This window comes from Bacillus sp. VA15 (assembly GCF_055721145.1).
The window spans coordinates 440,347-465,026 of record NZ_JBVQPQ010000001.1 but is presented as its reverse complement, the minus strand read 5'-3'; the positions used below and the strand labels follow the sequence as shown (position 1 = coordinate 465,026).

29 protein-coding genes and 3 pseudogenes are annotated in these 24,680 nt (G+C 42.5%); 7 read left to right on the top strand and 25 right to left on the bottom strand.

What is annotated here, in order from left to right:
* Window positions 1-29 precede the first annotated feature (29 nt).
* The 3 genes from AC0DBE_RS02460 to gpr all read right to left on the bottom strand — a co-directional run bounded on the left by AC0DBE_RS02460 (window position 30) and on the right by gpr (window position 2,759).
* Window positions 30-368: a YqxA family protein gene (locus AC0DBE_RS02460; RefSeq protein ID WP_061186856.1), complete on the bottom strand. Its 339-nt coding sequence runs from the start codon at window positions 366-368 to the stop codon at window positions 30-32.
* A 16-nt stretch (window positions 369-384) separates the two neighbouring features.
* Entirely contained in the window at window positions 385-1,590 is a 1,206-nt protein-coding gene (gene spoIIP, locus AC0DBE_RS02455; protein ID WP_072183545.1) for a spore autolysin SpoIIP, read from the bottom strand.
* A gap of 62 nt (window positions 1,591-1,652) precedes the next feature.
* Window positions 1,653-2,759 carry a GPR endopeptidase gene (gene gpr, locus AC0DBE_RS02450; protein ID WP_041905682.1) on the bottom strand — a complete coding sequence of 369 codons (1,107 nt, stop codon included), beginning with the start codon at window positions 2,757-2,759 and terminating at the stop codon, window positions 1,653-1,655.
* Between the two features lie 203 nt (window positions 2,760-2,962).
* Here gpr and rpsT point away from each other — a divergent pair, with 203 nt between their 5' ends.
* The gene (gene rpsT, locus AC0DBE_RS02445; RefSeq protein ID WP_003229989.1) at window positions 2,963-3,229 is read left to right on the top strand and encodes a 30S ribosomal protein S20; all 267 of its coding nucleotides are present in this window, start codon (window positions 2,963-2,965) and stop codon (window positions 3,227-3,229) included.
* A 14-nt stretch (window positions 3,230-3,243) separates the two neighbouring features.
* Here the strand turns inward: rpsT and holA are convergent, their stop codons facing one another.
* Window positions 3,244-4,287: a DNA polymerase III subunit delta gene (gene holA / locus AC0DBE_RS02440; protein WP_472960951.1), complete on the bottom strand. Its 1,044-nt coding sequence runs from the start codon at window positions 4,285-4,287 to the stop codon at window positions 3,244-3,246.
* Between the two features lie 39 nt (window positions 4,288-4,326).
* Window positions 4,327-4,476 carry a hypothetical protein gene (locus AC0DBE_RS02435; protein WP_003229985.1) on the bottom strand — a complete coding sequence of 50 codons (150 nt, stop codon included), beginning with the start codon at window positions 4,474-4,476 and terminating at the stop codon, window positions 4,327-4,329.
* Between the two features lie 40 nt (window positions 4,477-4,516).
* Between AC0DBE_RS02435 and AC0DBE_RS02430 the strand changes: the two genes are divergently transcribed.
* Window positions 4,517-4,651, top strand: a complete 135-nt coding sequence (locus AC0DBE_RS02430; protein WP_003229983.1) for a YqzM family protein — start codon at window positions 4,517-4,519, stop codon at window positions 4,649-4,651.
* 40 nt (window positions 4,652-4,691) lie between these two features.
* Here AC0DBE_RS02430 and AC0DBE_RS02425 read toward each other — a convergent pair whose 3' ends face one another.
* The 3 genes and pseudogenes from AC0DBE_RS02425 to AC0DBE_RS02415 all read right to left on the bottom strand — a co-directional run bounded on the left by AC0DBE_RS02425 (window position 4,692) and on the right by AC0DBE_RS02415 (window position 8,193).
* The gene (locus AC0DBE_RS02425; RefSeq protein ID WP_472960948.1) at window positions 4,692-7,022 is read right to left on the bottom strand and encodes a DNA internalization-related competence protein ComEC/Rec2; all 2,331 of its coding nucleotides are present in this window, start codon (window positions 7,020-7,022) and stop codon (window positions 4,692-4,694) included.
* Between the two features lie 3 nt (window positions 7,023-7,025).
* Window positions 7,026-7,595, bottom strand: a complete 570-nt coding sequence (locus AC0DBE_RS02420) for a ComE operon protein 2 (protein ID WP_061186853.1) — start codon at window positions 7,593-7,595, stop codon at window positions 7,026-7,028.
* A 66-nt stretch (window positions 7,596-7,661) separates the two neighbouring features.
* Window positions 7,662-8,193: pseudogene (locus AC0DBE_RS02415) on the bottom strand (SLBB domain-containing protein).
* A gap of 83 nt (window positions 8,194-8,276) precedes the next feature.
* On the opposite strand from AC0DBE_RS02415, the gene comER reads away from it, so the two are divergent.
* Window positions 8,277-9,098 carry a late competence protein ComER gene (gene comER / locus AC0DBE_RS02410; RefSeq protein WP_472960946.1) on the top strand — a complete coding sequence of 274 codons (822 nt, stop codon included), beginning with the start codon at window positions 8,277-8,279 and terminating at the stop codon, window positions 9,096-9,098.
* Between the two features lie 65 nt (window positions 9,099-9,163).
* Here comER and AC0DBE_RS02405 read toward each other — a convergent pair whose 3' ends face one another.
* The 8 genes from AC0DBE_RS02405 to AC0DBE_RS02370 are packed head-to-tail and all read right to left on the bottom strand — an operon-like array spanning window position 9,164 to window position 14,176.
* Window positions 9,164-9,907 carry a class I SAM-dependent DNA methyltransferase gene (locus AC0DBE_RS02405; protein WP_072183540.1) on the bottom strand — a complete coding sequence of 248 codons (744 nt, stop codon included), beginning with the start codon at window positions 9,905-9,907 and terminating at the stop codon, window positions 9,164-9,166.
* Complete coding sequence (gene rsfS, locus AC0DBE_RS02400) at window positions 9,904-10,260, bottom strand: ribosome silencing factor (protein WP_003237112.1); 357 nt, start codon at window positions 10,258-10,260, stop codon at window positions 9,904-9,906. Before rsfS ends, AC0DBE_RS02405 begins: the two co-directional genes overlap by 4 nt.
* Window positions 10,261-10,277: 17 nt before the next feature.
* The gene (gene yqeK / locus AC0DBE_RS02395; protein ID WP_268393819.1) at window positions 10,278-10,838 is read right to left on the bottom strand and encodes a bis(5'-nucleosyl)-tetraphosphatase (symmetrical) YqeK; all 561 of its coding nucleotides are present in this window, start codon (window positions 10,836-10,838) and stop codon (window positions 10,278-10,280) included.
* On the bottom strand, window positions 10,828-11,397 hold the full coding sequence (locus AC0DBE_RS02390; protein WP_472960942.1) for a nicotinate-nucleotide adenylyltransferase: 570 nt from the start codon (window positions 11,395-11,397) through the stop codon (window positions 10,828-10,830). The genes yqeK and AC0DBE_RS02390 overlap by 11 nt, the downstream gene beginning before the upstream one ends.
* A gap of 11 nt (window positions 11,398-11,408) precedes the next feature.
* Window positions 11,409-11,699, bottom strand: a complete 291-nt coding sequence (yhbY, locus tag AC0DBE_RS02385; protein ID WP_014114478.1) for a ribosome assembly RNA-binding protein YhbY — start codon at window positions 11,697-11,699, stop codon at window positions 11,409-11,411.
* Complete coding sequence (aroE, locus tag AC0DBE_RS02380) at window positions 11,693-12,535, bottom strand: shikimate dehydrogenase (RefSeq protein WP_472960940.1); 843 nt, start codon at window positions 12,533-12,535, stop codon at window positions 11,693-11,695. The genes yhbY and aroE overlap by 7 nt, the downstream gene beginning before the upstream one ends.
* An 18-nt stretch (window positions 12,536-12,553) precedes the next feature.
* Window positions 12,554-13,654, bottom strand: coding sequence for a ribosome biogenesis GTPase YqeH (gene yqeH, locus AC0DBE_RS02375; RefSeq protein ID WP_472960939.1), 1,101 nt, complete (start codon window positions 13,652-13,654; stop codon window positions 12,554-12,556).
* A gap of 3 nt (window positions 13,655-13,657) precedes the next feature.
* A complete protein-coding gene (locus AC0DBE_RS02370) occupies window positions 13,658-14,176 on the bottom strand; it encodes a YqeG family HAD IIIA-type phosphatase (protein ID WP_003226126.1) in 519 nt (172 codons plus the stop codon).
* A 360-nt stretch (window positions 14,177-14,536) separates the two neighbouring features.
* On the opposite strand from AC0DBE_RS02370, the gene sda reads away from it, so the two are divergent.
* Window positions 14,537-14,677, top strand: a complete 141-nt coding sequence (sda, locus tag AC0DBE_RS02365; protein ID WP_003226124.1) for a sporulation histidine kinase inhibitor Sda — start codon at window positions 14,537-14,539, stop codon at window positions 14,675-14,677.
* 305 nt (window positions 14,678-14,982) lie between these two features.
* Here the strand turns inward: sda and AC0DBE_RS02360 are convergent, their stop codons facing one another.
* A complete protein-coding gene (locus AC0DBE_RS02360) occupies window positions 14,983-15,714 on the bottom strand; it encodes an SGNH/GDSL hydrolase family protein (RefSeq protein ID WP_003226118.1) in 732 nt (243 codons plus the stop codon).
* A 240-nt stretch (window positions 15,715-15,954) separates the two neighbouring features.
* Complete coding sequence (locus AC0DBE_RS02355) at window positions 15,955-16,707, bottom strand: peptidoglycan recognition protein family protein (RefSeq protein WP_079287982.1); 753 nt, start codon at window positions 16,705-16,707, stop codon at window positions 15,955-15,957.
* A gap of 194 nt (window positions 16,708-16,901) precedes the next feature.
* Here AC0DBE_RS02355 and AC0DBE_RS02350 point away from each other — a divergent pair, with 194 nt between their 5' ends.
* Window positions 16,902-17,528, top strand: a complete 627-nt coding sequence (locus AC0DBE_RS02350) for a TVP38/TMEM64 family protein (protein WP_014114483.1) — start codon at window positions 16,902-16,904, stop codon at window positions 17,526-17,528.
* Window positions 17,529-17,546: 18 nt separating this feature from the next.
* On the opposite strand, the gene gnd is transcribed toward AC0DBE_RS02350, so the two are convergent.
* Complete coding sequence (gnd, locus tag AC0DBE_RS02345; protein WP_079287983.1) at window positions 17,547-18,440, bottom strand: phosphogluconate dehydrogenase (NAD(+)-dependent, decarboxylating); 894 nt, start codon at window positions 18,438-18,440, stop codon at window positions 17,547-17,549.
* A 324-nt stretch (window positions 18,441-18,764) separates the two neighbouring features.
* Between gnd and AC0DBE_RS02340 the strand changes: the two genes are divergently transcribed.
* Window positions 18,765-19,481 (top strand): YqeB family protein, encoded by a 717-nt coding sequence (locus AC0DBE_RS02340; RefSeq protein WP_072183534.1) that lies wholly within the window; start codon window positions 18,765-18,767, stop codon window positions 19,479-19,481.
* A gap of 32 nt (window positions 19,482-19,513) precedes the next feature.
* Here AC0DBE_RS02340 and nucB read toward each other — a convergent pair whose 3' ends face one another.
* The gene (nucB, locus tag AC0DBE_RS02335; protein ID WP_014114486.1) at window positions 19,514-19,924 is read right to left on the bottom strand and encodes a sporulation-specific Dnase NucB; all 411 of its coding nucleotides are present in this window, start codon (window positions 19,922-19,924) and stop codon (window positions 19,514-19,516) included.
* 195 nt (window positions 19,925-20,119) lie between these two features.
* On the opposite strand from nucB, the gene sigK reads away from it, so the two are divergent.
* On the top strand, window positions 20,120-20,848 hold the full coding sequence (gene sigK, locus AC0DBE_RS02330; RefSeq protein WP_013308023.1) for an RNA polymerase sporulation sigma factor SigK: 729 nt from the start codon (window positions 20,120-20,122) through the stop codon (window positions 20,846-20,848).
* Window positions 20,849-20,947: 99 nt separating this feature from the next.
* On the opposite strand, the pseudogene AC0DBE_RS02325 reads toward sigK, so the two are convergent.
* From AC0DBE_RS02325 to AC0DBE_RS02305, 5 genes and pseudogenes are all read right to left on the bottom strand, one after another.
* Window positions 20,948-21,154, bottom strand: a pseudogene (locus AC0DBE_RS02325) (recombinase family protein); the annotation flags it as partial.
* Window positions 21,085-21,290, bottom strand: a pseudogene (locus AC0DBE_RS02320) (hypothetical protein). The pseudogenes AC0DBE_RS02320 and AC0DBE_RS02325, both read right to left, overlap by 70 nt.
* 566 nt (window positions 21,291-21,856) lie before the next feature.
* A complete protein-coding gene (locus AC0DBE_RS02315) occupies window positions 21,857-23,107 on the bottom strand; it encodes an alanyl-tRNA editing protein (protein ID WP_472960934.1) in 1,251 nt (416 codons plus the stop codon).
* 71 nt (window positions 23,108-23,178) lie between these two features.
* Entirely contained in the window at window positions 23,179-24,285 is a 1,107-nt protein-coding gene (locus AC0DBE_RS02310; protein ID WP_472960932.1) for a D-TA family PLP-dependent enzyme, read from the bottom strand.
* A complete protein-coding gene (locus tag AC0DBE_RS02305) occupies window positions 24,282-24,671 on the bottom strand; it encodes a RidA family protein (RefSeq protein WP_041521011.1) in 390 nt (129 codons plus the stop codon). Before AC0DBE_RS02305 ends, AC0DBE_RS02310 begins: the two co-directional genes overlap by 4 nt.
* Window positions 24,672-24,680 lie beyond the last annotated feature (9 nt).

The window sequence follows — 24,680 nt, the reverse complement described above, 5'->3', positions numbered from 1 at the left end:
TACCTGGGCTGCTTTTCTCTTTCACGCACCTATTGATTCAGATCCCGTATCCATTCATACATTGACTGGGCTGTGTTGGTTACGGTGTCCGAAAGCGCTTTTCCGGCTTTAGAGAACACATTGAATGTTTCCACCTGTTCCAGTTCTTTTTGTTTTTCTTCTAAATCTTTCGCCGTGACTGTTTCTCCTAAGATCGAGGCTTCTTTTTCATTGTTTTTTCCGTCAGTGAGCGTAAACGCCCCCTTAAGTGAAGGGTCATGATAACCTTTCATACTGAGCATCCCGTTATTCGCCTGCTGCATGCCGAACAGAACACCTAAAAACATGATTGTGACAAGCAGCAAGCATTTGCCAAAGTATGCAATCAAATCAACCACCTATTTCTTATTGTTTTTTCGTCTCGCCGCTCTCCGCGTTGACCTTTTCAGCATCCCAGTACAATTCGCTGAATACATCCGCGGCTGCGTCAGCCGCACGCTGCAGCTCTTCGAGATTATTATCCACTCCGCCAAATTCGAGCAAAAGCGCTCTGTCAGTTAAATCCTGGTTGTAAACACCATTATCACCTGGCGAGCCTTTTGAAAAGACACCTGTGCTGAGTCCGGGGTATTTTTTCTCCATCAGCTTATGAAGCTCGCTCGCAATTTTATAGTTTTCTTCGAAGTTTTTGCTTTTTTTGCCAACGACAAAGGCTACCCGGGCATAGCTTTTCCCCTTAATCGTTGCCGTCGTATCTTTTTTGCGCCGTGAGTCTCTGTGGATGTCAATGATATATTGCAGATTTTTGTTTGAGGCGAGCGCATCTTTGACGACCGGTCTTGATTCATCATAGGATCTGGCATAGTTTAAGCCTTTTTTGTTCAGCTTTGCCTGTATATCGGTTTTGTTCACTGTGGCTCCGATGCCTTGAGATTCAAGCGCTTTTCCGAACATATCTCCTACGAGCGTGACGTTGGCTTTAGAATGGCGCGCCATATCAGGATCGGTCTCGCCTTTTAATAGAGGAAGATATGATTCCGTATTGTGCGTGTGATAGATAAAGACAACCTTTTTATCACCAGTTGTTTGTTTCGGCGGATCTTTTTGCGCATTGTCTGATTGTGTTTGCTGTTTTTCAATCTCTGCCAAATTCGCTTCTCTTTCTTCCTCCATTACCTTAGACGGCGGCGGGGATTCCGCCGGCATATTCGTATAGTCCGTGCCTTGTCCAGCTAACAGAATCTCAGTATCAAATTGCGCAAACCCCGGCAGCTCCCGGCCGAGAAAGCTCCGCGGATCTTCGAGGTTAATACTTGTCGCCAGCTTCAAAGAAAGACGCGAAAGATGAAATGAGCTATCGGTTTGAGATAGATCAGAAGCGAAATAATGGTTTTCCATCCGCAGCAAGTGTGCAAACACGTCACCCGGCAATTCTTCAGCAATTCCGTAAAAAGAGTCAGACGACGGCCTGAGTTCCGGCCGGAGAGACGTCAGCACACCGGATAGAACAAAAATCACGATAAGGCTTGCGATAAATAGAAAGATGGCTTTTACCGCTTTCCCGCCATTTACCGCAACAACAATTTGTCTGTTTCTGCGTTTATTTCTCATTGAATCCCTCCAGCGCTTGTCTAGTAATTACTCTATGAACAAGCTAGAGGAAGTAGAACCGTTTAGTGATTGTAGGAGCCTTTGTTTTCTTGTGACACTTTTTCGTGAAGCGCTGTGTTTAACCCATTCGCCAGCACATTTGCCATATCGTCGATAAAAGAATCAACTTCCTTCGGCGTAACCATTAAGTTGTGGCCTAAAGGCGAAAGCACCTCGTGAATGAGCTGTCGTTTTTCATCTTCTTGAAGGGTTCCGACAATGCCGAGGAACGATTGACGCTGCTTTTGATCAGGAAGATCTTCTTCAGTGAGCACTTTCTTTTTCCCAAACGTCATGCCAGCCGGAACAAGCGATCTTGACGGCCTGTTATCCTTCATTTCTCTGCCAAAATGTTTTAATATGTAGTCCACCGTATCGCTGGCAATCGTCACGGCATCAACGACCGTCGGAACTCCGATTGCAATCACCGGTACGCCAAGCGTGTCTTTGCTTAAATCTTTTCGTTTATTCCCCACCCCTGATCCCGGGTGAATGCCTGTATCCGATATTTGAATGGTAGTGTTGACCCTTTCCACCGCCCGCGCCGCCAATGCATCAATGGCAATGACAAAATCAGGCTTCGATTGCTCAATCACACCTTTAATAATGTCGCTTGTTTCGATTCCCGTAATCCCCATCACACCAGGTGCAAACGCACTGACGGGCCTGTAGCCCTCCTGCACATTTTCCGGCTGAAGCTTAAACAAGTGCCTTGTGACCAAAAGATTTTCTACAGCCATCGGTCCCAGCGCGTCAGGTGTTACGTTCCAGTTGCCGAGCCCGACGATCAAACAGCTCGCATCTTTTGAGATATTAAGGCTTTCAAGAAAAGCCGAGAATTCCTCCGCAAAGACAGCAGAGACCTTTTCCTGCATTTCCGAATCATTCTCTCTGATTCCTTGTGCCTCAAGCGTTAAATAGCGCCCTTCTTTTTTTCCCGAGAGCTCCGCGCCTTCCTTTGTAATATCAACAGTGCGGATTTTAATGCCGCCGCGATCGCGTTCTTTTTCAATAAAACCTTTAATTTCTTTTGTCGGCACAGCCTGCTGATTGGCCATCGCTTCCTTCGTTTCAACTGCTAAATCGGTACGTATCAAATACTGATTAACATCTAGCTCACTCTTTTTCATCAGGGGGCCTCCTTCACATTAAGTACCTATATTGTTGCCATTTGCTGAATGAATCATGCTAAAAAGAGACCCTTCAATGAAAAATACTTTACATTTATATTGCAATCTAAAGATGTGTTTGATAGAATACAATTTGTTCTATTGTGAAGAAGATTTAACCTTAAGACACTGTGCTACAGGTTGTATCTTAGGAGGTGAAACACATGCCAAACATTAAATCAGCGATTAAACGTACAAAAACAAACAACGAACGCCGCGTTCATAACGCGACAATCAAATCTGCTATGCGTACTGCAATCAAACAAGTTGAAGCTTCTGTTGCCAACAACGAAGCTGACAAAGCGAAAACTGCTCTTACTGAAGCAGCTAAACGTATTGATAAAGCAGTGAAAACAGGTCTCGTACACAAAAATACCGCAGCTCGTTACAAATCAAGACTAGCGAAAAAAGTGAACGGACTTTCTGCATAATATAAAAACGATCCTCAATAATGGGGATCGTTTTTTTCATTTCTTTTTAACAGCTGTAAAAGGAACAGTTCGAGCAGGAGCTGCTTGTCCTTTTTCCCTGTTTTCATCTCATAGTCCATGACGGCAAGCTGTTCAATAATTGACCGGAGCTCGGCTTCTGAAAAAAGCCTTGCTTGATCCATCGCCAGCTTTACCCGAAATGGATGAACTTTTAAGTTAGAAGCGATTTGCTTTTGTCCGTATCCTTGTTCCGCGAAGTACTTTGTTTGCAGGATCAGCCGGAACTGGTTCGAAATAAGCGCCATGATTTTGATTGGTTCTTCATTTTGTTTGAGCAAATCATAAAAAATTTGCAGACTCTCCGTTCGTTTTCGGTTGACGATTTTATTAATCAGCTCAAAAATATTTTGTTCAAGGCTTCTCGCAACAAGCATTTTCACATCATCCAGCGTAATTTCTTCACGATCTCCAATAAACGTGCAGAGCTTTTGAATCTCCTGAAAAATCGATGACAGATGTCCATTCACAAGCAGAACCAAATGCTCCGCCGCTTCCGTGCCGATTGTTTTCTGCTCGGTTTTTGCAAGGTTGACAGTAAAATCTGTCGTCTCCTTTGCGTTTAATTCCTTCGCCTCCACCATAAATGCGTGCTTCTTTAGCGCTTTCGTCAGTTTTTTCCGCTCATCCAGCTTTTCATACGGGGCAAGCAGGACAAAGACCGTGTAAGGCGCAGGAGATTGTATATATGTTTCAAGCGCACTGACGTTGTGCTCAATTTTTTCTTTTTTCTTTTCACCTGTTAAAAAGTATGGATTTTTCACAATAACAAGACGCCGCTCCCCCATAAACGGGAACGTTTCAGCATCTGCAATTGCTTGATCCAGCGGGTCCTCTTCCAGATCAAAAACGGATAGATTGAAATCCTTTGTCTCCTGATCAATGACCGTCTGTCTGATCCTATTGACGGTTTCTTGCAACAGATACGTCTCTTTTCCGTATAAACAATAAACTGGATGAACATCTCCCTTTTTCAGGCTTTTCCACACATCAAATACCATTGTTGTACGACTTCCTCTCTTTCATCATCCCCTTCTATCCTAAATTGAGTTTGCAAAATAGTAAAGAGGAAGCCTGACTGCTGCTTCCCCATTTATATTAAACGCCTGTTCGCAAGCCCCCGGGACAGCTTGTAAAAAGGCGATAATCACCAGAACAGAAAACGTTACCTTAGCTTCTAGATTTTTCAAAACGATTCCATTATACTTAAATCAGTCAGGAGGGATAAAGTTGAATGATTTTGAAAAAAACGTTCAAAGCAAACGAAATGATGCTGTAGATTCAGCTGTTGGTTTTGTTGTGTCCTTCGGATTTTTCGCCTTCTTGTTTGTTATGGCAACGGTTATTCACCTGGTTGGTTCATAACAGCGACTGCCCGGGCTGCTGATTTCTCAGCAGTCTTTTTTTAGTTCGTCTCTGTTATATCTGATGTATCATATGGAGGATAGACAGAAAAGGTTCCAACTCTGTTTTTATATCTATATTGGATTGTTCCGTTTTGATCGGTGCGGAGCACGCGGATGGAATGTCTCTGTAATATTTGCAGAACTTCTTGATGGGGATGATGGTACCGATTGTTTGCCCCCACCGAGATAATGGCCGTTTTCGGCTGAAGCTGTTTGATGAATTCTTCACCGGTAGAGCCTTTGCTTCCATGGTGCCCCACCTTTAATACGTCCGCTTTTATATTCGGAAACACGTTCATTACCTCCTGTTCCCCTTCTTTCTCCAGATCCCCCGTCAAGATCCAGCTCATACCGCCCGTTTTCATCCACAGAACAAGAGAAGAATTATTTTTGCTCGCCGGATCAGGTGTTTCCGGTGACAGTACATGGAACTGCAAATCCTTTATTTGCAATACATCGCCTCGCTTCACCTCTTCAATTGGGACTCCCTCCTCTCTGGCAGCCTGCAGCACTTTTTCGTCTTTAGGTTCCGACACGAACCCTTTCGGAATCACGAGGCGTTTCACTTTATGATGCTTCAGCAGAGTCTCCGCCTCTCCAATATGATCTTGGTCAGCATGCGTCAGAATTAAAGCATCAAGCTGTTTAATTCCCTTAGCAGTTAAAAACGGAATCAGCACCTTTTCTCCCAGTGAAAACGGGTGCTGTTTTTGCCGCCAAGGCTCTGACAAGTAAGACAAAGTGCCGCCAGTATCAATTAAGACATGGCCCCGCTGATGCGGAGCACCTACATACATGCTGTCACCCTGTCCAATATCAATCATATCGGCCTCTCCTTCAGAACTAAGACGAGGATAAATAAAGAGAAGACTGAGCACAGCGCAGCACATGCCGCCAGTTACCATCAGCTGCGAAAAGGAGCGTTTTTCAATCGCCATAAGCAATAGGATGATCGTAACCGTGAACAAAAAGAGCAGAGCAGGTGCGGGACGTGCAATGATGATCGTGAATACATCAATCTCTGCAATTTTTGTGATGAGCTTGTTGGTCCAGCTTATCAAGAAATCAAACCAGCTGAAAAACAATCGACCGGCCGAAGCGAAAAGGCTTAATAGAAAAACACCTGCTACAGCCCCCGGCAAAACACAGAAGGTATAAAAAGGAACCAGCACCATGTTCATCGGTATGCTGATCATGGAAAACTGCTGGAAATGATACAGGAGAACAGGAAGTGAGCCCAGCTGAGCGATCATCGATACCATTGCCAGCTGACCTAAGAAGGTTTTGACTTGCTGAAAAATAGAAGAGGATAGTATTAAAGAAAAACTGACGGCGAACGACAGCTGAAAACCGGCTTCGAAGAGATGGTAAGGATTGAAGAGCAAGAGGACGATATATGAAAGACAGATTGCACCTGCTGAATGTACACGCCATTTCACGAGACTTCCAGCTAAGTAAATGCCCGACATCAGAGCGGCGCGAAGCACTGAAGGAGCAGCGCCCGTCAACATCACATAGAGCGGCAGAAATAACAGCAACATGATTGCCGCCTTTTCTCTTGTTACCCCAATACGGATCATGATATAAAACAAGCCGGCTGTCAAAATGCCGATGTGGAGTCCTGAAATCGCCAAGAGATGGACGACACCAAGCTTTTGATACGCGTTAAGCACTTCGTCTTCCACATAAAATCTGTCACCGACTGTAAGTGCTTGTACGATTCCTGCCGAATTAGGAGGCAGCAGGTCGTTTGTGAATGATACAATGTATTTTCTCAAACTGAGCAGCTTATGCTTAAAATTTGCAGGGTCGCTGCAATTTTGGATCGATGTGACAGAATAGTTCCAGTGAATATGCTGTCGGTAAAGATATTCGTTATAATCAAATGTACCCGGCACAGTTGAATGTTTCGGTTCTTCCAATGAACCAGTTAATTCACATGCCATTCCTGGTTCTATGTATGAAAGCCGATCTTTTTCATCAGCAGACTGAATGCGATACGATGCGGCCCATTTTTCACTATCAGGCGTCTTAACGACCATAGACATACGGTCACCATCAATTTTAGGAATACTGTCAATCACTGCCTTGAATTGATAGGTGCCCCGCTGATATAAAGAGACATTCTGGGAATCTGTCACTGCATACAGTGCAAAAAACAATATAAAAGAGAAGAAACAAACAAAAATGAGAAAAGCGTGTCTCGTTTTGATTAAAACGATGAGGAGAAAGAGGAGGAAGAGAAAAACAGCGGAGAAATAAGCGGCGGCAGTAATTCCAGCCGTTGCCGAAGCTGCCGCCAAAGGCAATACCAAACGCGAATTACGCATTAATCACACGTAGCTCGTGAAAAGTCTATTAGCCTGTTCATGTATCTTTTTCAAATCTTCCTCTGCTAGACCGGCATCCGCTAGTTTCTCTAAAAGACCCGCTACAAATGAAAGCTTTTCTCTGTTTTTCAGATCAACGATCATTTCATCGAGTTCAACCTGTTCAACAGTTACACCCGCCTGTTCAAATAATTCCTGTGCATAAGGATTTGATTTGTAATCCTCAGCATAATAAACCGTTTTGATACCAGCTTGAATGATAGATTTGCAGCATTGAATGCATGGATAATGCGTTACATAAATCTCTGCTCCATCAGTCGGCACTCCGAACTTAGAGCATTGAAGAATTGCATTCATTTCCGCATGAATCGTTCTTGCGCAATGATCATCTATCATGAGGCATCCTTCATCTGCACAATGCACACCGCCCGCGATTGACCCGTTATAGCCTCCAGCAATCATACGTTTATCTCTGACTATAGTAGCGCCGACAGACAATCTCGGGCAGGTGCTGCGCAGCGCCAGTAAATGGCTTTGAGCCATAAAGTATTGATTCCATGAAATTCTTTCCACGTTGTTCCCTCCAAATGTTGTGTTGCCTGACCTTTAGTTTACCTATCAATATGCATGACCGTCAAATCACTTTACTGTAATGGAAGACTTTATTTTCTCAAACGACTTTTCACCGATTCCTGAAACCTTCGTGATATCTTCAGTTGTCTGGAAACGCCCATTTTCTTCCCGATATGCAATAATAGCTTCAGCTTTGGATGGCGCCTCCGACTCCTTGATGCACCGCTGTCTCCTCACCCCTTTTCGGGATGTACACCACTGTCCCGTCCTGCAGCAGCTCCGCCAAATTCACTTGCATTTCGTCTGCTTGTTCACTGGTCCCGCCGGCTTTCTCAATTGCCTGAGATAATCTGTCCCCTGTTCGCATTTCATAAACACCAGGATGCTTAACAGCACCTTTGATGTCAATCACAATCGTTTCGTTTGACTCGTCTTTGAATGCTTCCTGCTTTACCTCCGTATTTTCTGTCTCAGTTGATACAGTCTGCTTCATCGGTTCTTTGTTTTTCCCACTGGCCAGGAAGAAAATAACCGCTATGAAAACAGCCGCAGAAGCCGCTAAAATAATTGCTTTCTTATGCTGGTTCAACCAATTCATCGTGCATGTTCCCCACTTTCGTCATATTTTATTTTGGTAACACATATGGTTTAGAGGATAATAGCTAAAAGGAGGGGAAACCATTGAAGATAGGCTTTATCGGCACAGGAAATATGGGTACGATCCTTATAGAATCATTTATTGAATCAAAAGCAGCCGATCCCTCAAACATGACAATCACAAACCGCACAATTGAAAAAGCGTTGCACATAAAAAACCGCTACAACAGCATAAACGTAACAGAAAGTCTGGAAAATCTTGTATCTGAGAACGAGATGATTTTTATTTGTGTTAAGCCGCTTGATATATACCCTTTACTTGCAAGAGCGTTACCTTATTTGAGAAAGGATCATATTCTCATTTCAATTACAAGCCCAGTTCAAACCGAACAGCTCGAACAGTATGTGCCATGTCAAGTAGCGCGAGTGATCCCAAGTATTACGAACAGGGCGCTGGCAGGCGTTTCTCTCGTCACTTTCGGCACAAGCTGCGGAGAATCTGCAAAAGCGAAAATCAATGAGCTGATGAAGCATATCTCTCATCCGCTGCAAATTGAAAGTGACATCACGAGGGTGGCATCAGATATCGTAAGCTGTGGTCCCGCTTTTATGAGCTATCTGATTCAGCGGTTTATAGATGCAGCCGTTTCTGAAACGTCAGTGTCCAAACAGGACGCCATTCTGATGTGTAAGGAAATGCTTGTCGGAATGGGGAAACTGTTAGAAACCGAATTGTATACCCTGCCTGCATTACAGGAAAAGGTTTGCGTTAAAGGCGGAGTGACCGGAGAAGGCATTAAAGCGCTGGAAAGCGGTGTGCAGGATATGTTTCACCGGGTATTTCAAAATACTCATTTGAAGTACGAAGAGGATATATCCGCAGTGAAGAAGCAGTTTCATGTGTAGACGAGTATGTCATACGTTTGTCTGTACTGCAAAAGCATAAAAAAGCATTTTAAAAAACCATCGTCTTAGGAAACGATGGTTTTTGATTTCTGCGCCTTGAAAAATAGGCGTTCTGATTGTGCTGATGGCTCTGAATCCGTAAAATCAGCTGTCACGCGATGAAGCTGAAAGCCGCAGCTCTTCAGCATTTCTTCGTATTCATCCACTGGGAATGTTCTTTGCTCGTGCGTCTCATCAAAGCGGTCATACGCTTCTCCGTTCCACACAAAAAACGACATGTCATGAATGACAGACAGCTCTTCACTTCCGGCAAAGCTCTGCCAAATATAGCTGATATCTTCGTCCTGGTCAGCAAATGTGCTATCCGGAAAGACTTCGGCCATTTTATAAGATGAATGAACATCAAACAGCAAAATGCCTTCGGGCTTCAACACCCGAAATACACTTTTAAAGGTTTCGATTACATCATTTTTCGTTTTTAAATAATTTAACGAGTCACAGCATATCGCAACAGCGTCAAACTGGCCGTCAAAGCCGGTAATCTCTCTCATATCCTGCTGCAGAAAAAGAATAGGCTGGTTACTAGAGACCTTTTGCTGGGCATAGGAAAGCATTTCTTCACTGAGGTCGATCCCCGTGACCTCGAAGCCTTTTTCGGCAAGCCGGATTGAGATTTCTCCCGTGCCGCATGCCAAATCGAGGATACGTCCTTTTTCCGGGAGAGATGCTTCAACCCACTTTGTCCATTGATCGTAAGGTGCGTGTGACATTAACTCGTCATACACGCTTGCAAAGCCTTGGTAAATCATTGGTTCATTCCAAGCTCAAGATCTGCGAGCGGAGCGTCTCCCCACAGCTTTTCAAGGTTGTAGTAGCTTCTTTCGTCCTTGTGGAAGACATGGACAATCACATCGCCAAGGTCAACGAGCACCCATCTTGCTTCATCGAAGCCTTCCATCTTTTTGACTTGAATGCCGTTTTCTTCAGCCTGATCCTTGATTTCACGGGCGATCGCCTGCACCTGTTTATCTGAATTCCCGTGGCAGATCAGAAAATAATCAGCAACCAGAGAAATGCCTTCCATATCCAGTGCTAAAATATCCTCTGCCCGTTTATCATCGCAAGCCGCAGCTGCGATCTTTAAAATGGACTTTTGATTCATTCACAAATTCCTCCTGTTCAGTTGCCAGACACAAGCCAGTTATATGTTGAAAATGTATCTGGAAAAACCGGTTGATTTTTTTTCATAAGAAACATCATGGTATTTTTGATGGATTGAATCAGCGCTTGATTCAAATCTGTCTCAGCAAGCTTACGCACCTCATCGACCCCAGGAAATGCCCGATTGGGCTCAATGTAATCGGCAACGTAAATGACTTTTTCTAAAAGTGTCATGCCAGGCCGCCCAGAGGTATGATACCTGATGGCGTCAAGAATGTCTTCATCTTGAACCCCCGCTTCTCTTTGGACCAAATAAGCGCCGACCGGAGCGTGCCACAGCTCCGGATTATGATCCAATAAATGCGAAGGCATTTTTTCACGCGCAATAATTTGTTTCATCTCTTCTTTCGGACGGAATTTGGCGTAATCATGAAAAATAGCCGCTGTTTCCGCTTTTTTAGGATCGGCTCCAAAACGCTCCGAAAGTTCGATCGCCGTGTTCATCACGCCAATCGTGTGGATATATCGGTGTTCGGTCAATTGCTGCTTAACGCATGCAAGTGCCTCCTCACGATTCATATAAACCATTCTCCTCTACATACTTCTTCACTTTATCAGGGATTAAGTAGTCAGTGGGCTTCTTGCTTTTAAACCGTTCCCTTATCATAGTTGATGATACCTCAAATTCCGGAACGTCTGCAAAGAGAAGCGGATAAGGGGTTTCAATATGAAAACCGGGGCGCTTTACTCCAATAAATTGAATGAGGTTCAGCAGCTCGTCCAGCTTATACCATTTCGGCAAATATTCAATCATATCAGCACCGATAATAAAGAACAGCTGATCATTCGGATAACGCTGCTTCAGTAAAGTAACGGTATCAAAGGTATATGAAGGCCCTTCTCTTTCCATTTCAGCCAGCTCCAGCTTAAAGGACGGATTAGACTGAATCGCAAGCTTCAGCATTTCCACGCGATGAAAGCTGTCCGTATAGTCTTCGTCCTGTTTATGCGGCGGAATTTGATTAGGCATAAACCAAATTTCATCAAGCACCGCTTGATACAGCACCTCATTGGCCATTAAGAGGTGACCGTTATGCGGAGGATCAAACGTGCCTCCGAAAATTCCGATTTTCTTCATTTCAACCACCTTTAAGGAAGCTCGATTTGTTTATTTTCCTTTGATTCTTTATATAACACAATCGTATTGCCGATTGTCTGCACCAATTGAGAGCGGCTTCCTTTTACCAGGGCTTCCGCTACATCATTTTTATCATCTTCGCAATTCTGAAGAACACTGACTTTAATCAGCTCTCTCGCTTCAAGCGCCTCAGCAATTTGCTTAATCATGTTGTCGTTTACTCCGCCTTTACCTACTTGAAAAATCGGCGTTAAATGATGCGCTTTTGAACGCAAAAAACGTTTTTGTTTACCTGTTAACATTCTGTTCCTCCTAATTTTCCTATGACAATTGATCTCATTTTTTCAATATCAGGCTCTTGTCCAGTCCACAGCTGGAAAGACAATGCTGCCTGTTCAACAAACATGCCCACTCCATCGAGTGTTTTCAGGCCTTTTTGGTGTGCTTCTTTTAAAAGAGCCGTCTGAATTGGATTATACACGATATCACATACGACGGCACTGCTTGCAGCACGCTGTAATGAAATCGGCACATCGTCCACGTTCGGATACATGCCCACAGACGTTGTATGGATAATTACATCATACTGCTCAAGCCGTTCTTCTGCTTCTTTTATGCTTAACACTTCTTTATTGTGAAACGAGGGAGTGGATTCTGTAAGCTGCTTTGCTTTTTCCAACGTCCGGTTGCAAATGTCAAACTTTTTCGGGACATTGCGGGCAATTGTTGTAAAGATGGCTCTTGCCGCCCCGCCCGCGCCGATTATTAAGAATGACAGTTCAGAGATGGGCTTGTCCAATACCTTCATTAATGACTTCACAAAGCCTTCCCCGTCGGTATTGTATCCAACAAGCTTGTCTCCCTCTCTTCTGACCGTGTTTACGGCACCGATCACTTTTGCACTATCATCAATATGATCCAGATAATCCATAATGGAAACCTTATGCGGAACAGTGACATTGATTCCATGTACGCCGAGTGCTCTTATTCCTTTTACCGCATCTTCCAGATCATCCTCTTCTACTTTGAAGGCATGGTAATGTCCGTCTAGACTGAGATCTTTCAATGATGCGTTATGAATATCAGGTGACATGGAATGGCCAATCGGATTTCCGATAACCCCGTACAGCTTTTTCATACTCCTCTCCCCTTTTCATTAAATTAATGAGCGCCGAACAAATACGTGAACGCCTTTTGGCGCGTAAGCAGTTACTTTTTTATCGGCGTCATGCACTGTTACCCAGCCTAACCCTGAGAAAACGATATCTGTCTTTGTGTCTTTTATCGTAAACGTATGGGCGATCAATTCCGGAAACTCATCCATTTCATCTTTTCCCGGAGGTGTGAGCAATTCCCCTGCATGCTTTTCATAAAGTACATCTGCATTTTCCAGTTTTGTTCTATGAATCATCAGCTCATTCGGCATATAGCAAATAAAAGGAGACCTTTCCCCTGACACATAATCAAACCTTGCAAGTCCGCCGAAATACAGTGTTTGCTGATCATTAAGCTGGAATGTGCGAGGTTTCAGCTCCTTTTTAGGAGATAGTATTTTCAGGTCCTTTTTATTGACATAATGCGCCATTTGATGGTGGTTGATAATTCCCGGTGTATCATAAAGCGCTGAGCCGTCGTCCAGCGGGATTTCAATTGCATCAAGGGTTGTGCCAGGAAATTGGGATGTCGTAATAATATCTTCTTCACCTGATACTTCTTTAATAACCCGGTTAATAAAGGTTGACTTCCCTACATTGGTACATCCGACAACATAGACGTCTTTGCCGTTTCGATAATGCTCAATCGCATCAATTACTTCTCTGATCCCCTGACCGCGTCCCGCACTGACCAAAAACACGTCAACCGGTTTTAAGCCAAGCTCTTTCGCCTCACGCTTCATCCACTGGATCAGACGCTCCCTTTTCAAAGACTTAGGCAAAATATCCGCTTTATTCCCAACCAATAAGATAGGGTTTCCACCCACTAAGCGTTGCAGCCCATTGATCCAGCTGCCGTTAAAATCAAAAATATCAACAATTTTAACAACAAGAGAATCCGTTTCCCCAATACCGTGAAGAATGTTTAAGAAATCATCATCCGTTAAGGAAACATCTTGTATTTCATTATAGTTTTTCAGTCTGAAGCAGCGCTGGCAAATCACATTTTCTTTCGTAAGCGATGCAGGCGGCGCGTATCCCAGACCTGTTTTGTCCTCGGTTTGGATTGTAACTCCGCAGCCGATACAAACAACCTTATCCATTTCTTACTCCTCCCACTGAATGTGCCCTTTTCGTTTGAGAGCACTCAGTATTCTGCGTTCGACCTGGCGGTTAAAGCGCGTAATGAATCCGTCAGAAGAAGCGACAGGCACGACCAAAATTGTATGGTAGCCATTTCGGTTTCCTCCGAGTACATCAGTCAGCAGCTGGTCTCCGATGACAACGCAGTCCTCTTTTTTCAGCTCCATATTGCGCACCGCTCTGTTAAAGGCTTTGCCCATCGGTTTTCTTGCTTTATAAATGAATGGGATTCCAAGCGGTTCTGAGAAAAGTTTTACTCTTCTCTCATTATTATTAGAGACAATTGTCACTTTAATGCCGTGCTCCTTCATTTCTTCAAACCACTCGATCAAACGCGGCGTCGCGTTCGGTCTGTCCCACTCAACAAGCGTATTATCCAGGTCAGTAATAATTCCTTTTACATTTCGTTCCTTTAATTTCTCAGGTGTAATATGAAAAATATTTTTTACAAACTCGTCAGGTAAAAAAAACTTTTTTAACAAAACCCGCACCCTTCCCTTTTCTTTCTCTCAAAATGATTGTCGAAAAAAATCGAACTTGCGCCTAAAGAAAAACTGAGCAAAAAAATTTCGACAAAAATTGGGTTTCTTCACCAGGTGTGGATAAAATTACACACACTATCCACTCTTATTACATCACTCTTTAGACAAATTATAAACACGATACTCACAAGTTATCCACTTTCTGGTGTGGATAACAGAACGATTGTTCTTATATGCAATTCATGGTAGATTAAAGATAACTTCAGCCACAGATGAACGCAACTTATCAATGTATGCGTTAAAATCATGAATGATTCCAACTTTTAAGGAGGTGTCTCTCCCATTAATTGGGTTCCTAGCATGAGAAAACTGTCTGATGAATTACTAATAGAATCTTATTTCAAAGCCACCGAAATGAATTTAAACCGTGACTTTATCGAGTTAATTGAAAACGAAATAAAAAGAAGATCGCTCGGACATATTATTTCCGTATCTTCTTAATAGGAACTTGTCTATTTTTTCCGGGCGTATTTCCTTTTTTTACTCAGATGACTGATATTATATCACTTCGGTTACGGGCTTTACTACTGTTTTCAGTAAAAAACACCCCTAAAAAGAGGTGTTTTAAAGAGCTGGTTACTATGCTAACCAATATATGCCGCCCACAACCAGGAGAACAACAACTAAAACAACGATAAAAGCGTATCCATATGCTCTGCCTGCGCCATACATGTGAAGCGCCTCCTTAAATAAGGTTTATAACAGCCTATGTAGGAGAAATAAAACGGCTTAGGCCGTTGTCCGGCTCAGTACTTCAAAACCTGCCCATCTTGTATTCCTTCATATACAATCCTTGCCCCTTTAGGTGTCATATGATTGCCTGAAGGATCTATCAGACCGGATTGGATAAGCGCTTCATCAGTTGCTTTTCCGCCGTCTGCTTCTATAAAATGCTTCCAGTTGTCTACAAGAGGGACATCCAGGCGCTTCGACACATCTCTTGTAATATCGTTGTATGAGTTGTGCCATTTCCTCGCCCCGCCTTTCGGTTCAAAAGCAGCTGCTTTATATCTCGAATAGTAAAACAGATGATGCTTCCCGTTTCCTTCAATAATTGGGATACATGTCATTAGGATGGGCTTGATCCCGTGTTTTCTGCTTTCTTTAATAAAATAAACCAGATTTTCTCTAAAACGCTGCTTCGACACTCGCGGTTTCCCCTCAGTCAGTATCGCGGCATCATTCGTGCCGAACATAATAAACAAATGCTTCGGTTTTTGATCCAGAACATCTGTCTGAAACCGCAGACGGGCATCCTCTGTCGTCTGTCCGCCGATTCCCGCATTGAGTATATCAAGCTTTCCGCGCTCAGCCGTTTTTAATATATTGACCCACTGTTGTGCTTTTGGATAATCGCGATAATCCCAATTAGAGCCTCGCGTATTGCTGTCACCAAATGCTACAACGTCTTCATATCCCCTTCCTTCGCATCCTGCTGTAACAAACAGCAGAAGAAAAAGGATGAAAAAATGCTTCATCTTTACACCCCCAAAAGCCTTACCTTAATGTTATACCTCTGTTTCCCTTCATTCAACGAAGAGTTTTTTCGTTATCACTATTGTTAACGTGTCCCCCTCTATGAAAATCATTCTTTTAATGCGGCATATCAGGTGATTCTTTTCAAATTCCCTTCTCCTCAATCGAAAAAACACACAATTAAAAGGAAAGAAAATAACCTGAATCCACACTGGAAACAGGCTATCCCTTAAGTCCCACATTCACTTTAACTTCGATTTGATCTTGGCCTTCGTTTTTGGTCCATAGATACCGTCTGCCGTTAATCCGTTCATGAGCTGAAAACGCTTGACGGCATTCGCTGTTTTCGGTCCATAAACCCCGTCTATTCCATTATTTTTGGCGCCCTTATCAGGATAAAAATGAAGCGCGGCTAAAGCCTTTTGCAGCTGCAGGACGTTCGTGCCCTTTCGATAAGGCGAAGTGAGTTTGATAACCCCTGACGGCAGCGGATATGTTGGAGATGACTCCTTTGGAGGTGTATTGGAGGAAGAAATTCCGTTTATAAAAGAACTCCACTGATCCAAGAGTTTTCGCGGACATTCTTTCCCGGACCATTTTTTATGGGGAACGACATGTTTCAGCGGAATATTGTTTTCCTTCATTAGTTTTCGGATCAGCCACTGGGCATTTGCTGTTGCTTTTTCAAAATCGCCGTCAGCATTTTCGCAGATTTCAATCCCAATCGATTTGCGGTTCCCTGTCCCATTTGTGCCGTCACCCGCATGCCAGCCGTTTTCATCTATCGGGAGATGCTGATAAATGACTGAATCGTCAACTGTATAATGCCAGCTTTCAGATGTGCTTGGATTTTTCACATAATTGGCATGCATTTTCGCATCCGCGCCTTTTGCGGTATTCGCTGTATTATGCACCGTAATGTAAGCTGGTGTCATCGCATAGCCAGGACGATTATCGTTCGATGCCGGTATAAAATCCTTTTTTATCGTGACCATTTCTATCCCTCCCTACTATTAAGAAATGCAGAAAACAGAAAGTTGGACAGCCTATTTTACAAGATACAAAAGAATTGTGTTCCCAATCCATACACGGTTTTCAGTTGAACCGCTGAAATGACACCAGTTATACTAATCCTAGATGACGGAGATTTTGGCTCCTGACATCACCTTAGTTGGGAGTGACCATAGAAATGTTAAAAAAGATACTAGGTATCATCGTGATGATTACTATCATTGCAGTCGGTTTTTTTCAGAAAGAAGCTTGGCTTGATGCAATCAAAGCAGGAGGGCTGTTTTCTGTTTTATTCAGTATGCTGCTGATTGCCGCTGATGTCTTTTTTCCAATTGTGCCGTTTGCTTTGGTTGCCGCTTTAAATGGCGCTGTGTTCGGAATGGCCAATGGGATTTGGATTACATTAACTGGCTCAATGCTTGGTACAATGATGCTGTTTTTTTTCGCCAGGTACAGCTTTAGAGACTGGGCCAGAAAAAAAGTTCAGGCCTATCCTGCCATCCAAAGCTACGAGGCTTCCTTCCACAAAAATGCTTTTGCCGCTGTTTTACTAGGAAGACTCATTCCGGTTATTCCTTCTCTTGTCATGAACGTAATATGCGGACTGAGTCAGGTTCGCTGGCATGTTTTTTTCTTCGCGTCTTTCATAGGAAAAATCCCGAATATTATCGTTGTCACTATTGCAGGCGCTCATTTTACCAGCAATAAATTACTGTCTTTCAGTATTTACGGAGCCTACATTCTGATCATGATGCTGATCATTTATAAAAAGTTCCCTCATCTGCTGAAAGTGCAAAAAAAATAAGGAGGCCTGTTCGCCCCCTTACTTTTTCTCTGTCGCATGGCCTCCGAATTCATTTCGAAGCGCAGCGACAACCTTTCCTGTAAACGTATCGTTTGTTAAAGAACGGTATCTCATCAGCAGCGACATAGCGATCACCGGAGTTGCCGTCTGCAGATCAAGCGCGGTTTCCACCGTCCATTTCCCTTCACCTGAGGAATGCATAATGCCTTTGATCTGATCCAGCTTCGCATCTTTAGAGAACGCTCGCTCAGTCAGCCCCATGAGCCAAGAGCGAATGACAGAGCCATGATTCCACACTCTCGCAACCTTTTCGTAGTCAAAATCAAATTGGCTGTTTTCAAGCACTTCGAATCCTTCACCGATCGCCGCCATTATTCCGTACTCAATGCCATTATGGATCATCTTTAAGAAATGTCCGCTTCCCGCTTCACCTGCGTATAGATATCCGTTTTCGACAGCAGTATCCCGAAACAGCGGCTCTACAATCTCCCATGCTTCGGGGTCACCTCCCACCATAAAACAGGCTCCATGGCGCGCACCTTCCATTCCGCCCGACGTTCCGGCATCGAGATAATGAATACCCGCTTCTTTCATTTGATTGTAGCGGCGAATCGATTCTTTATAATGAGAGTTTCCGGCTTCAATGACAATATCGCCTTTGCTTAATAAAGGTGTCACATCACGCAAAACAGCATCGACAACGCCATGCGGCACCATAACCCATAGTATACGCGGCGTGTCTAATGAAGAAATCAACTCTTTTAGATTCGTTGTCCCCTCAGCCCCATATGCTTTCAGTTCATCAACAGCCGCTTGGTTTACATCATACCCGACCGCTTGATGATTGCGGTCTATGAATTGCTTTCCTATGTTTATGCCCATTTTCCCTAAGCCGATTAATCCGATTTTCATGTCTGTTCCTCCTGGTTGTCTAAAAAGCCTTTACTCTTTATGTTCCCTTTGAAATGTATTGTGATACGCAAAAAACAAAAGGCTTACAGGATTTCACTGTGCCTTCCTCCATTTTAATTTGCGTTGTTCAGCATCAGATTTTTTTCCGAAGCGCTTTATCGATTTTACTTGCACGACTGCAAAATCAGGTGCATTTCTTATGTTTTTGTTCCCCCATTACCGACTCTCCTTTTATAACAAAAACCATCAGTTTATCCTTGATTTACCACCACTTTAAGTTAAAATATGGGAAGAGAATTCGATTTTTTCAGTAAAGAAGGTGACATGTTGCGCGATCAATCTCACACTCTCATTGGAGTTACGAAAACCACTGCATACTTTTTATACGCCTTACTTGCAATCATCGGACTTACAATCGGGTATTTTATCCCGCAATTTGCGAAATGGGCATTATCCCTCCCGTGGATTCCTTTTGAAGGACCGCTCCGGCTGGTCACCTCTTTTCAGGCAGCTGCATTTATTACTGCCCTGCTCGGAATGTCTGCGGGGATTTGGTTCGCTCACTCTGTTATTGCAATGCTGTTGTCTGTAAAGATAACAGATGACACAGTGGAATTAACCAAAGGAAAGAAAGTACAGACGATTCGTTCCGACGACATCGCTCTTGTGTTTATCGATCACAAACGGCTTGTCCTCTTAGGAACAGCCGGATATGAATTAGTACGGGAAGAAATTGATGAAAAACCAGTAAACGTCGAGAAGGCCTTTAGACAGCATCATTACGAATGGTCAACAGATGGTGATCCGTTTAAAGATCAATATCGCCGGTGGATACCTGATGCACCAGACCTCTCGCCAGGCGCCCATGCTTTATTGAAAGCTCGTCACCATGCACTGAAAGACGAGGAAACAGACGATGTGGAAGAATTCCGTCTCGAACTGGCACAGCTGGGTATCGTTGTTCGAGACGAAGGAACACGCCAGTATTGGAGAAAAGCACAAACCTATCCTCCGAACATTCAGCATCGCGAAGGAACGTAACAACAGAGGCTCAAGAAAGAGCCTCTTCTTGATTACTGCACAATAAAGAGCACTCTGGTGCCGTCAGGATAACCGCTCATTTGATTCCCTACCCACGAGCCGGCCCCGCGATTATCAGAAGGCGTGACATATCGGACATCAGCTCCTGCGCCGCCTTCCTCACAAACCGCCATCGGCCACTCATCCCGATCATAGCCCGGCTTCGTCGGAATTCCTTTTAATGATTCCTGCCGCCTTTTGTCCGCTCCATCCCTGTCGATGGTGCAAATATCAGAATGACCATCTGCAATCGCATCTTTAATATGATCCCCCGTTTCCGGATAACGAGACAACGGAAAATACAACACTTTGTCATACAAAGAAGCGCCTTGGATCTGTTGCGGAACCATTAAACAAAGAAGAACTGCTGCAGCAAGAAACAGGCCTGCCATCCATTTTTTCATTCTCATCCCCCCATACATTTGTTCATTTCAATGTATGGGCGCTTGATAAAGATTATTTTTAAAATTTGAAATTCATATGCTGCTTACAAAAGCCAAGCTCCCCTGCGAGAAATTTCCCGGTACAGACACAGACAGCCTCCCGCTCACATACATTTACATATAGGCTTTTGCCTACATACTTTTGTGGAGGTGACGATGGTGACAGGTGTTTTCGCAGCGCTCGGCTTTGTTGTTAAAGAGCTTGTCTTTTTAGTATCTTACGTGAAAAACAATGCCTTTCCACAACCGCTCTCAAGCAGCGAGGAAAAAAAATACTTAGAGCTCATGGCTAAAGGGGATGAACATGCCAGAAACATGCTGATTGAGCATAATCTTCGCTTGGTCGCCCATATTGTGAAAAAGTTCGAAAATACAGGTGAAGATGCAGAGGACTTAATCTCCATCGGAACAATCGGGCTGATCAAAGGAATTGAAAGCTATTCCGCCGGAAAAGGGACAAAGCTGGCGACGTATGCCGCGCGGTGTATTGAAAATGAAATCCTCATGCATTTGCGCGCATTGAAAAAAACAAAAAAAGACGTTTCCCTTCATGATCCGATCGGGCAGGATAAGGAAGGGAATGAAATAAGCCTGATTGACGTTTTGAAATCAGAAAACGAAGACGTGATAGATACGATCCAACTCAATATGGAGCTTGAAAAAGTGAAACAATACATTGACATTTTAGATGACCGTGAGAAAGAAGTGATTGTCGGGCGGTTTGGGCTTGATTTGAAGAAGGAAAAAACGCAGCGTGAGATTGCCAAAGAACTCGGTATTTCGCGCAGCTATGTATCACGGATTGAAAAGCGGGCGCTGATGAAGATGTTTCATGAGTTTTACCGGGCGGAGAAGGAAAAGCGGAAGAAAGCGAAGGGGAAATGATTTGGGGAGGCCGGGTTTAACATTCCGGCTTTTCTCTATTTCATTAAAGTTTCTTTTAAAAGAATTAGAGAAAGAATATATGAAAGAGTTATAAAAATCATTTTTTGTCATCGCTGATAAGCTCTCAGGATCGTAACAAATGACTTGACTTATAAGTCCTTTGCTTGCGTCCTCCCTCAAGCGATTCAAAGCCGGACGTTCTAAAAGCTCCCCAGAAAATCCTTCATCGGCATACTTCAACACATCCTTAGTCCCTGCTTTCTTGATACAGGCCTCGATCTGGCTGTCGATGCTCGATCCCTTGATCGCTTGCTCCTCGGTCGATACCCTTACATATATTGCTATCACCCTGGATCTCCTTCCTATAAAGTTTTATTAAATAATGATAGCAATCGTTAATGCATTTGTCAGCATGAGGTCCCTCGATGATTATTACCTTCATAAAATGCATCACCCCTTGGGTAATGCTATGTAATAACTGTTTGTCCTAATGAGGTGATTTTCAATGAGTATAAAAAAGCAGTAAAAAAACCGATAGTTAAAATCATCGGTTTTTCGACACCCACTAGGCCCTCAATAAAGTGAAACTGTGTTTTCTGTTAAAAAACCTTTATATATCAGTGTTTATTTATTTTGATTATGTTGTTTTGCAATGATTTATTCATATTGTGGAGTAAAAATGGAGTAGGTTTTTCATCACCAGAAAGATACATGACATGTTATTGGTGACAAGTCATGAACTCCTATAATAAATATAAAGCAAAAAAGATACCAATATGATTTGGTATCTTCATCTAAATCGAGTCCCTCAACATAGTAAATCCATATCATTGGTTATTCTGAATAATTGGTATAGTTATCAAATAGTTACTGCAGCTAATTAATGTTTCTCTATCTGGACTTTCCCAGAAATTTATTTCTCTAAAGGAATATTTACACAAAAGTCATTCATAAATTTTGACACTTTTCATATTCTTTATTTTGAGTCCTTACATTAAGTTAAAGAAGTTACTTTTTAATCGAATATCGTATTTCCTCTGACTTTATTTGTTTAGCTATAATGTTAATAACGTTCCTCAGAAATTCCTTTTTTGTTAATGACGCAGTCCCTCCACCTTGAGCTAACGTTTTATTTCCCCCCCCTTTTCCATTAATAAGAGAAAGGCTTTCTTGCATAAGGGTTCTCATGTCCATTTTATTTGTTGATCCTCGCCCACAAACCAGTTGGTAGCGATTATCGTTCTCTGATAAGAGAAAAATAAGGGATCGTTTTTCTTGCTCGGCAATCATTTTTGCTAGCTTTTGAAGTTCTTGGATAGATCGATCTGAAAAGGTTTCTATAATAACTACAGTATCATTTTGAATTGTGCTGTTGGCTAATAAATCATTGGCTTCATACTGAAGTATTTTTTCATTAGATTCTAGAAGCTCTTTCTCTAGCTTCTTTACATTTTCAAGTGAACGTTTTACAGCTTCACTTAATTCCCCTTCAGGACGATTAAGCAATCCAGTCAATTCAACCAATACCTTTTGTTTTTGATCGAATTGGGCTATTACCCGATTACCACATACAAAATACAAACGAATTTTTTTTCTTTGTCTTTCCCAATTCAATACTTTAATTGCTCCGACTTCCCCTGTAGCACTAGGATGTGTTCCACCGCATCCGTTATAATCAAATTCATCGATAATGACAAGACGAATATTTTCTTTTACAGATGGGGTTTTACGAATTGGATAATTTACTAAGTCATCATATTCTATCCACTTTGTAACTATTGGTCTATTGTCCATTATCATGTCGTTTGCAAGCTTCTCTGCTTTTCCTACTATTTCCTCTGTTAATTCTGATATGTCAAGGTCAATGGTAACTATATCTTTTCCAAGATGAAATCCAACTGTATGAATATCATACAACTGTGCAAATGCCGCTGACAAAATATGCTGACCCGTGTGCTGTTGCATGTGATCAAAGCGTCGTTCCCAGTCAATAACCCCAACGACCTTATCATCTGAATGTGGTAAAGCCCTTTCTATATAATGACGAATTTCTCCATCTACCTCTTCAACGTTTAAAACTTTGACTCCATTCAATGTCCCTATATCATGTGGCTGGCCACCGCCGGTTGGATAAAAGGCTGTTTTCTCTAAGGTAATGTAAACATCACCTTTTTTGTCCTGTTGTTGTTTCAAGATTTTCGTTTCAAACGTTTTTAGATAGGGATCTTTGTAAAATAGTTTGTGATTACGTATGCTCATGCCTATCCCCTTATATATGAAGTTTTCCAAATACGTTATGGATATTTTTAAAAAGGCTCTTCATGCTATAATTATTGAAGTCTGCCTCTAGCCTCAATGTCTACTTCGTCTACAACTTCTCCATTAGAGACTAGATAGGCTTTTTCATGTAAATTAACAACCGGACAAATGTGATTAGGAATAATTTGAACCTTATCTCCTATATTCACTTGGTTTCTAAAGTCTGCATTGTAAATAATAGCATGTTCGTCGAATACTCCATGAATGTAAACGCCCTCGTATTCTTTGATACGACCAAGCCCTTTGGTTGCTGTAAGCCCTTCACTTCGTGTTTGGGCGGTAATTCCCTTTGCCCCTACATCTGTAATGACTCGTTCTTTTGTTGGTTTACTAATCACGGTTGTGAGTACAGAAGCTGCACAGCGATCATACGTACCAATTACATTTGCCTGTGAGGCATCCATAAAAATGTAAGTACCAGGTCTAATTTCTGTAACTCCTTCTGGAATATCAAACTTAAACATGAAGGGAGGGGTAGAGCCAATACTTATTACTTTCGGCTTAAGGTTCATTTCTTCCGCTATTCGAGCAAAATGTAATGTTCGTTCTACACTTTCTCTATAAAGCTCTTTACAATGTTCTATACTTTTCGCTTTATAAGAATGCCCGTCATGTGAGAAGATTCCTTTAAGATCGACATTTTTACACGTTTTGATTAATTCTAATAAAGTACGAAAATCATGTTCTTCAATAATCCCAGAGCGTTGTTCTCCTACTTCAATTTCCACTAACACCTGGGCTTTCTTTGTGGCTCCTTCAAATACTTCTTCAATCTCATGCACTTGATACACACTGTCAATACCAAAGGAGATATCAATTGTTTCAGATAGTTTTTTAATACGTTCAATCTTTGATTTCCCAACAATCTCATTTGCAATAAAAATATCCTTCAAACCATTTATGGCCATTATTTCAGCTTCTCCTACTTTCGCCACAGCGATTCCTATAGCTCCCATTTCCTCTTGTAGTTTAGCTAATTTAGGCATTTTATGTGTTTTTGTATGAGGTCGTAAGTTTACTTTCTGTTCATTAGCGTAATTTTGCATATACTTCATATTGCCTTGCATCACGTCTTTATCGATTAAAAGAGCTGGTGTATCTAATTCTATATAATTCATTGTACCTCCTCCTTTATCGCTGCAATGGCTTCAACTTCAACCAGACATCCGGCATATAAATGATTTGATGGAACAACTACTCTTGCCGGTTTATGATTGCCGAAGAAATGAGCATAAACCTCATTGATATCCGGCCAATACTTTACATCTGGGGTATAAAGTCTGCATAATATCACATCTTCCTTGGCTAATCCCCGTTCCTTGAGGACAAACTCCATATTTGCCAATGCCTGTTTTGCTTCTTCTTTTATGCCCCCAGCTGGAATTTTCCCCGTTTCCGGATTCATCGACAACTGCCCTGAAATATAGAGAACATCATTGTGTTCCATAGCTGGCACGTAATGGCCCCCATCCCGTGTTGAATACTTAGTGTGTACAGGCTTCAATATAATCTC

Excerpts from the sequence above, each read along its gene's own strand:
- AC0DBE_RS02315 (WP_472960934.1), bottom strand. The coding sequence starts at position 23,107 with ATGAGCATACGTAATCACAAACTATTTTACAAAGATCCCTATCTAAAA.
- sda (WP_003226124.1), top strand. The coding sequence starts at position 14,537 with ATGAGAAAACTGTCTGATGAATTACTAATAGAATCTTATTTCAAAGCC.
- yqeH (WP_472960939.1), bottom strand. The coding sequence starts at position 13,654 with ATGGATAAGGTTGTTTGTATCGGCTGCGGAGTTACAATCCAAACCGAG.
- AC0DBE_RS02405 (WP_072183540.1), bottom strand. The coding sequence starts at position 9,907 with ATGATTTACCAAGGCTTTGCAAGCGTGTATGACGAGTTAATGTCACAC.
- rpsT (WP_003229989.1), top strand. The coding sequence starts at position 2,963 with ATGCCAAACATTAAATCAGCGATTAAACGTACAAAAACAAACAACGAA.
- AC0DBE_RS02360 (WP_003226118.1), bottom strand. The coding sequence starts at position 15,714 with ATGAAGCATTTTTTCATCCTTTTTCTTCTGCTGTTTGTTACAGCAGGA.
- AC0DBE_RS02425 (WP_472960948.1), bottom strand. The coding sequence starts at position 7,022 with ATGCGTAATTCGCGTTTGGTATTGCCTTTGGCGGCAGCTTCGGCAACG.
- yqeK (WP_268393819.1), bottom strand. The coding sequence starts at position 10,838 with ATGAATCGTGAGGAGGCACTTGCATGCGTTAAGCAGCAATTGACCGAA.
- AC0DBE_RS02355 (WP_079287982.1), bottom strand. The coding sequence starts at position 16,707 with ATGGTCACGATAAAAAAGGATTTTATACCGGCATCGAACGATAATCGT.
- AC0DBE_RS02350 (WP_014114483.1), top strand. The coding sequence starts at position 16,902 with ATGTTAAAAAAGATACTAGGTATCATCGTGATGATTACTATCATTGCA.
- sigK (WP_013308023.1), top strand. The coding sequence starts at position 20,120 with ATGGTGACAGGTGTTTTCGCAGCGCTCGGCTTTGTTGTTAAAGAGCTT.
- gnd (WP_079287983.1), bottom strand. The coding sequence starts at position 18,440 with ATGAAAATCGGATTAATCGGCTTAGGGAAAATGGGCATAAACATAGGA.
- AC0DBE_RS02340 (WP_072183534.1), top strand. The coding sequence starts at position 18,765 with ATGTTGCGCGATCAATCTCACACTCTCATTGGAGTTACGAAAACCACT.
- AC0DBE_RS02390 (WP_472960942.1), bottom strand. The coding sequence starts at position 11,397 with ATGAAGAAAATCGGAATTTTCGGAGGCACGTTTGATCCTCCGCATAAC.
- rsfS (WP_003237112.1), bottom strand. The coding sequence starts at position 10,260 with ATGAATCAAAAGTCCATTTTAAAGATCGCAGCTGCGGCTTGCGATGAT.
- nucB (WP_014114486.1), bottom strand. The coding sequence starts at position 19,924 with ATGAAAAAATGGATGGCAGGCCTGTTTCTTGCTGCAGCAGTTCTTCTT.
- spoIIP (WP_072183545.1), bottom strand. The coding sequence starts at position 1,590 with ATGAGAAATAAACGCAGAAACAGACAAATTGTTGTTGCGGTAAATGGC.
- gpr (WP_041905682.1), bottom strand. The coding sequence starts at position 2,759 with ATGAAAAAGAGTGAGCTAGATGTTAATCAGTATTTGATACGTACCGAT.
- yhbY (WP_014114478.1), bottom strand. The coding sequence starts at position 11,699 with ATGTTAACAGGTAAACAAAAACGTTTTTTGCGTTCAAAAGCGCATCAT.
- AC0DBE_RS02310 (WP_472960932.1), bottom strand. The coding sequence starts at position 24,285 with ATGAATTATATAGAATTAGATACACCAGCTCTTTTAATCGATAAAGAC.
- holA (WP_472960951.1), bottom strand. The coding sequence starts at position 4,287 with ATGGTATTTGATGTGTGGAAAAGCCTGAAAAAGGGAGATGTTCATCCA.
- aroE (WP_472960940.1), bottom strand. The coding sequence starts at position 12,535 with ATGAAAAAGCTGTACGGGGTTATCGGAAATCCGATTGGCCATTCCATG.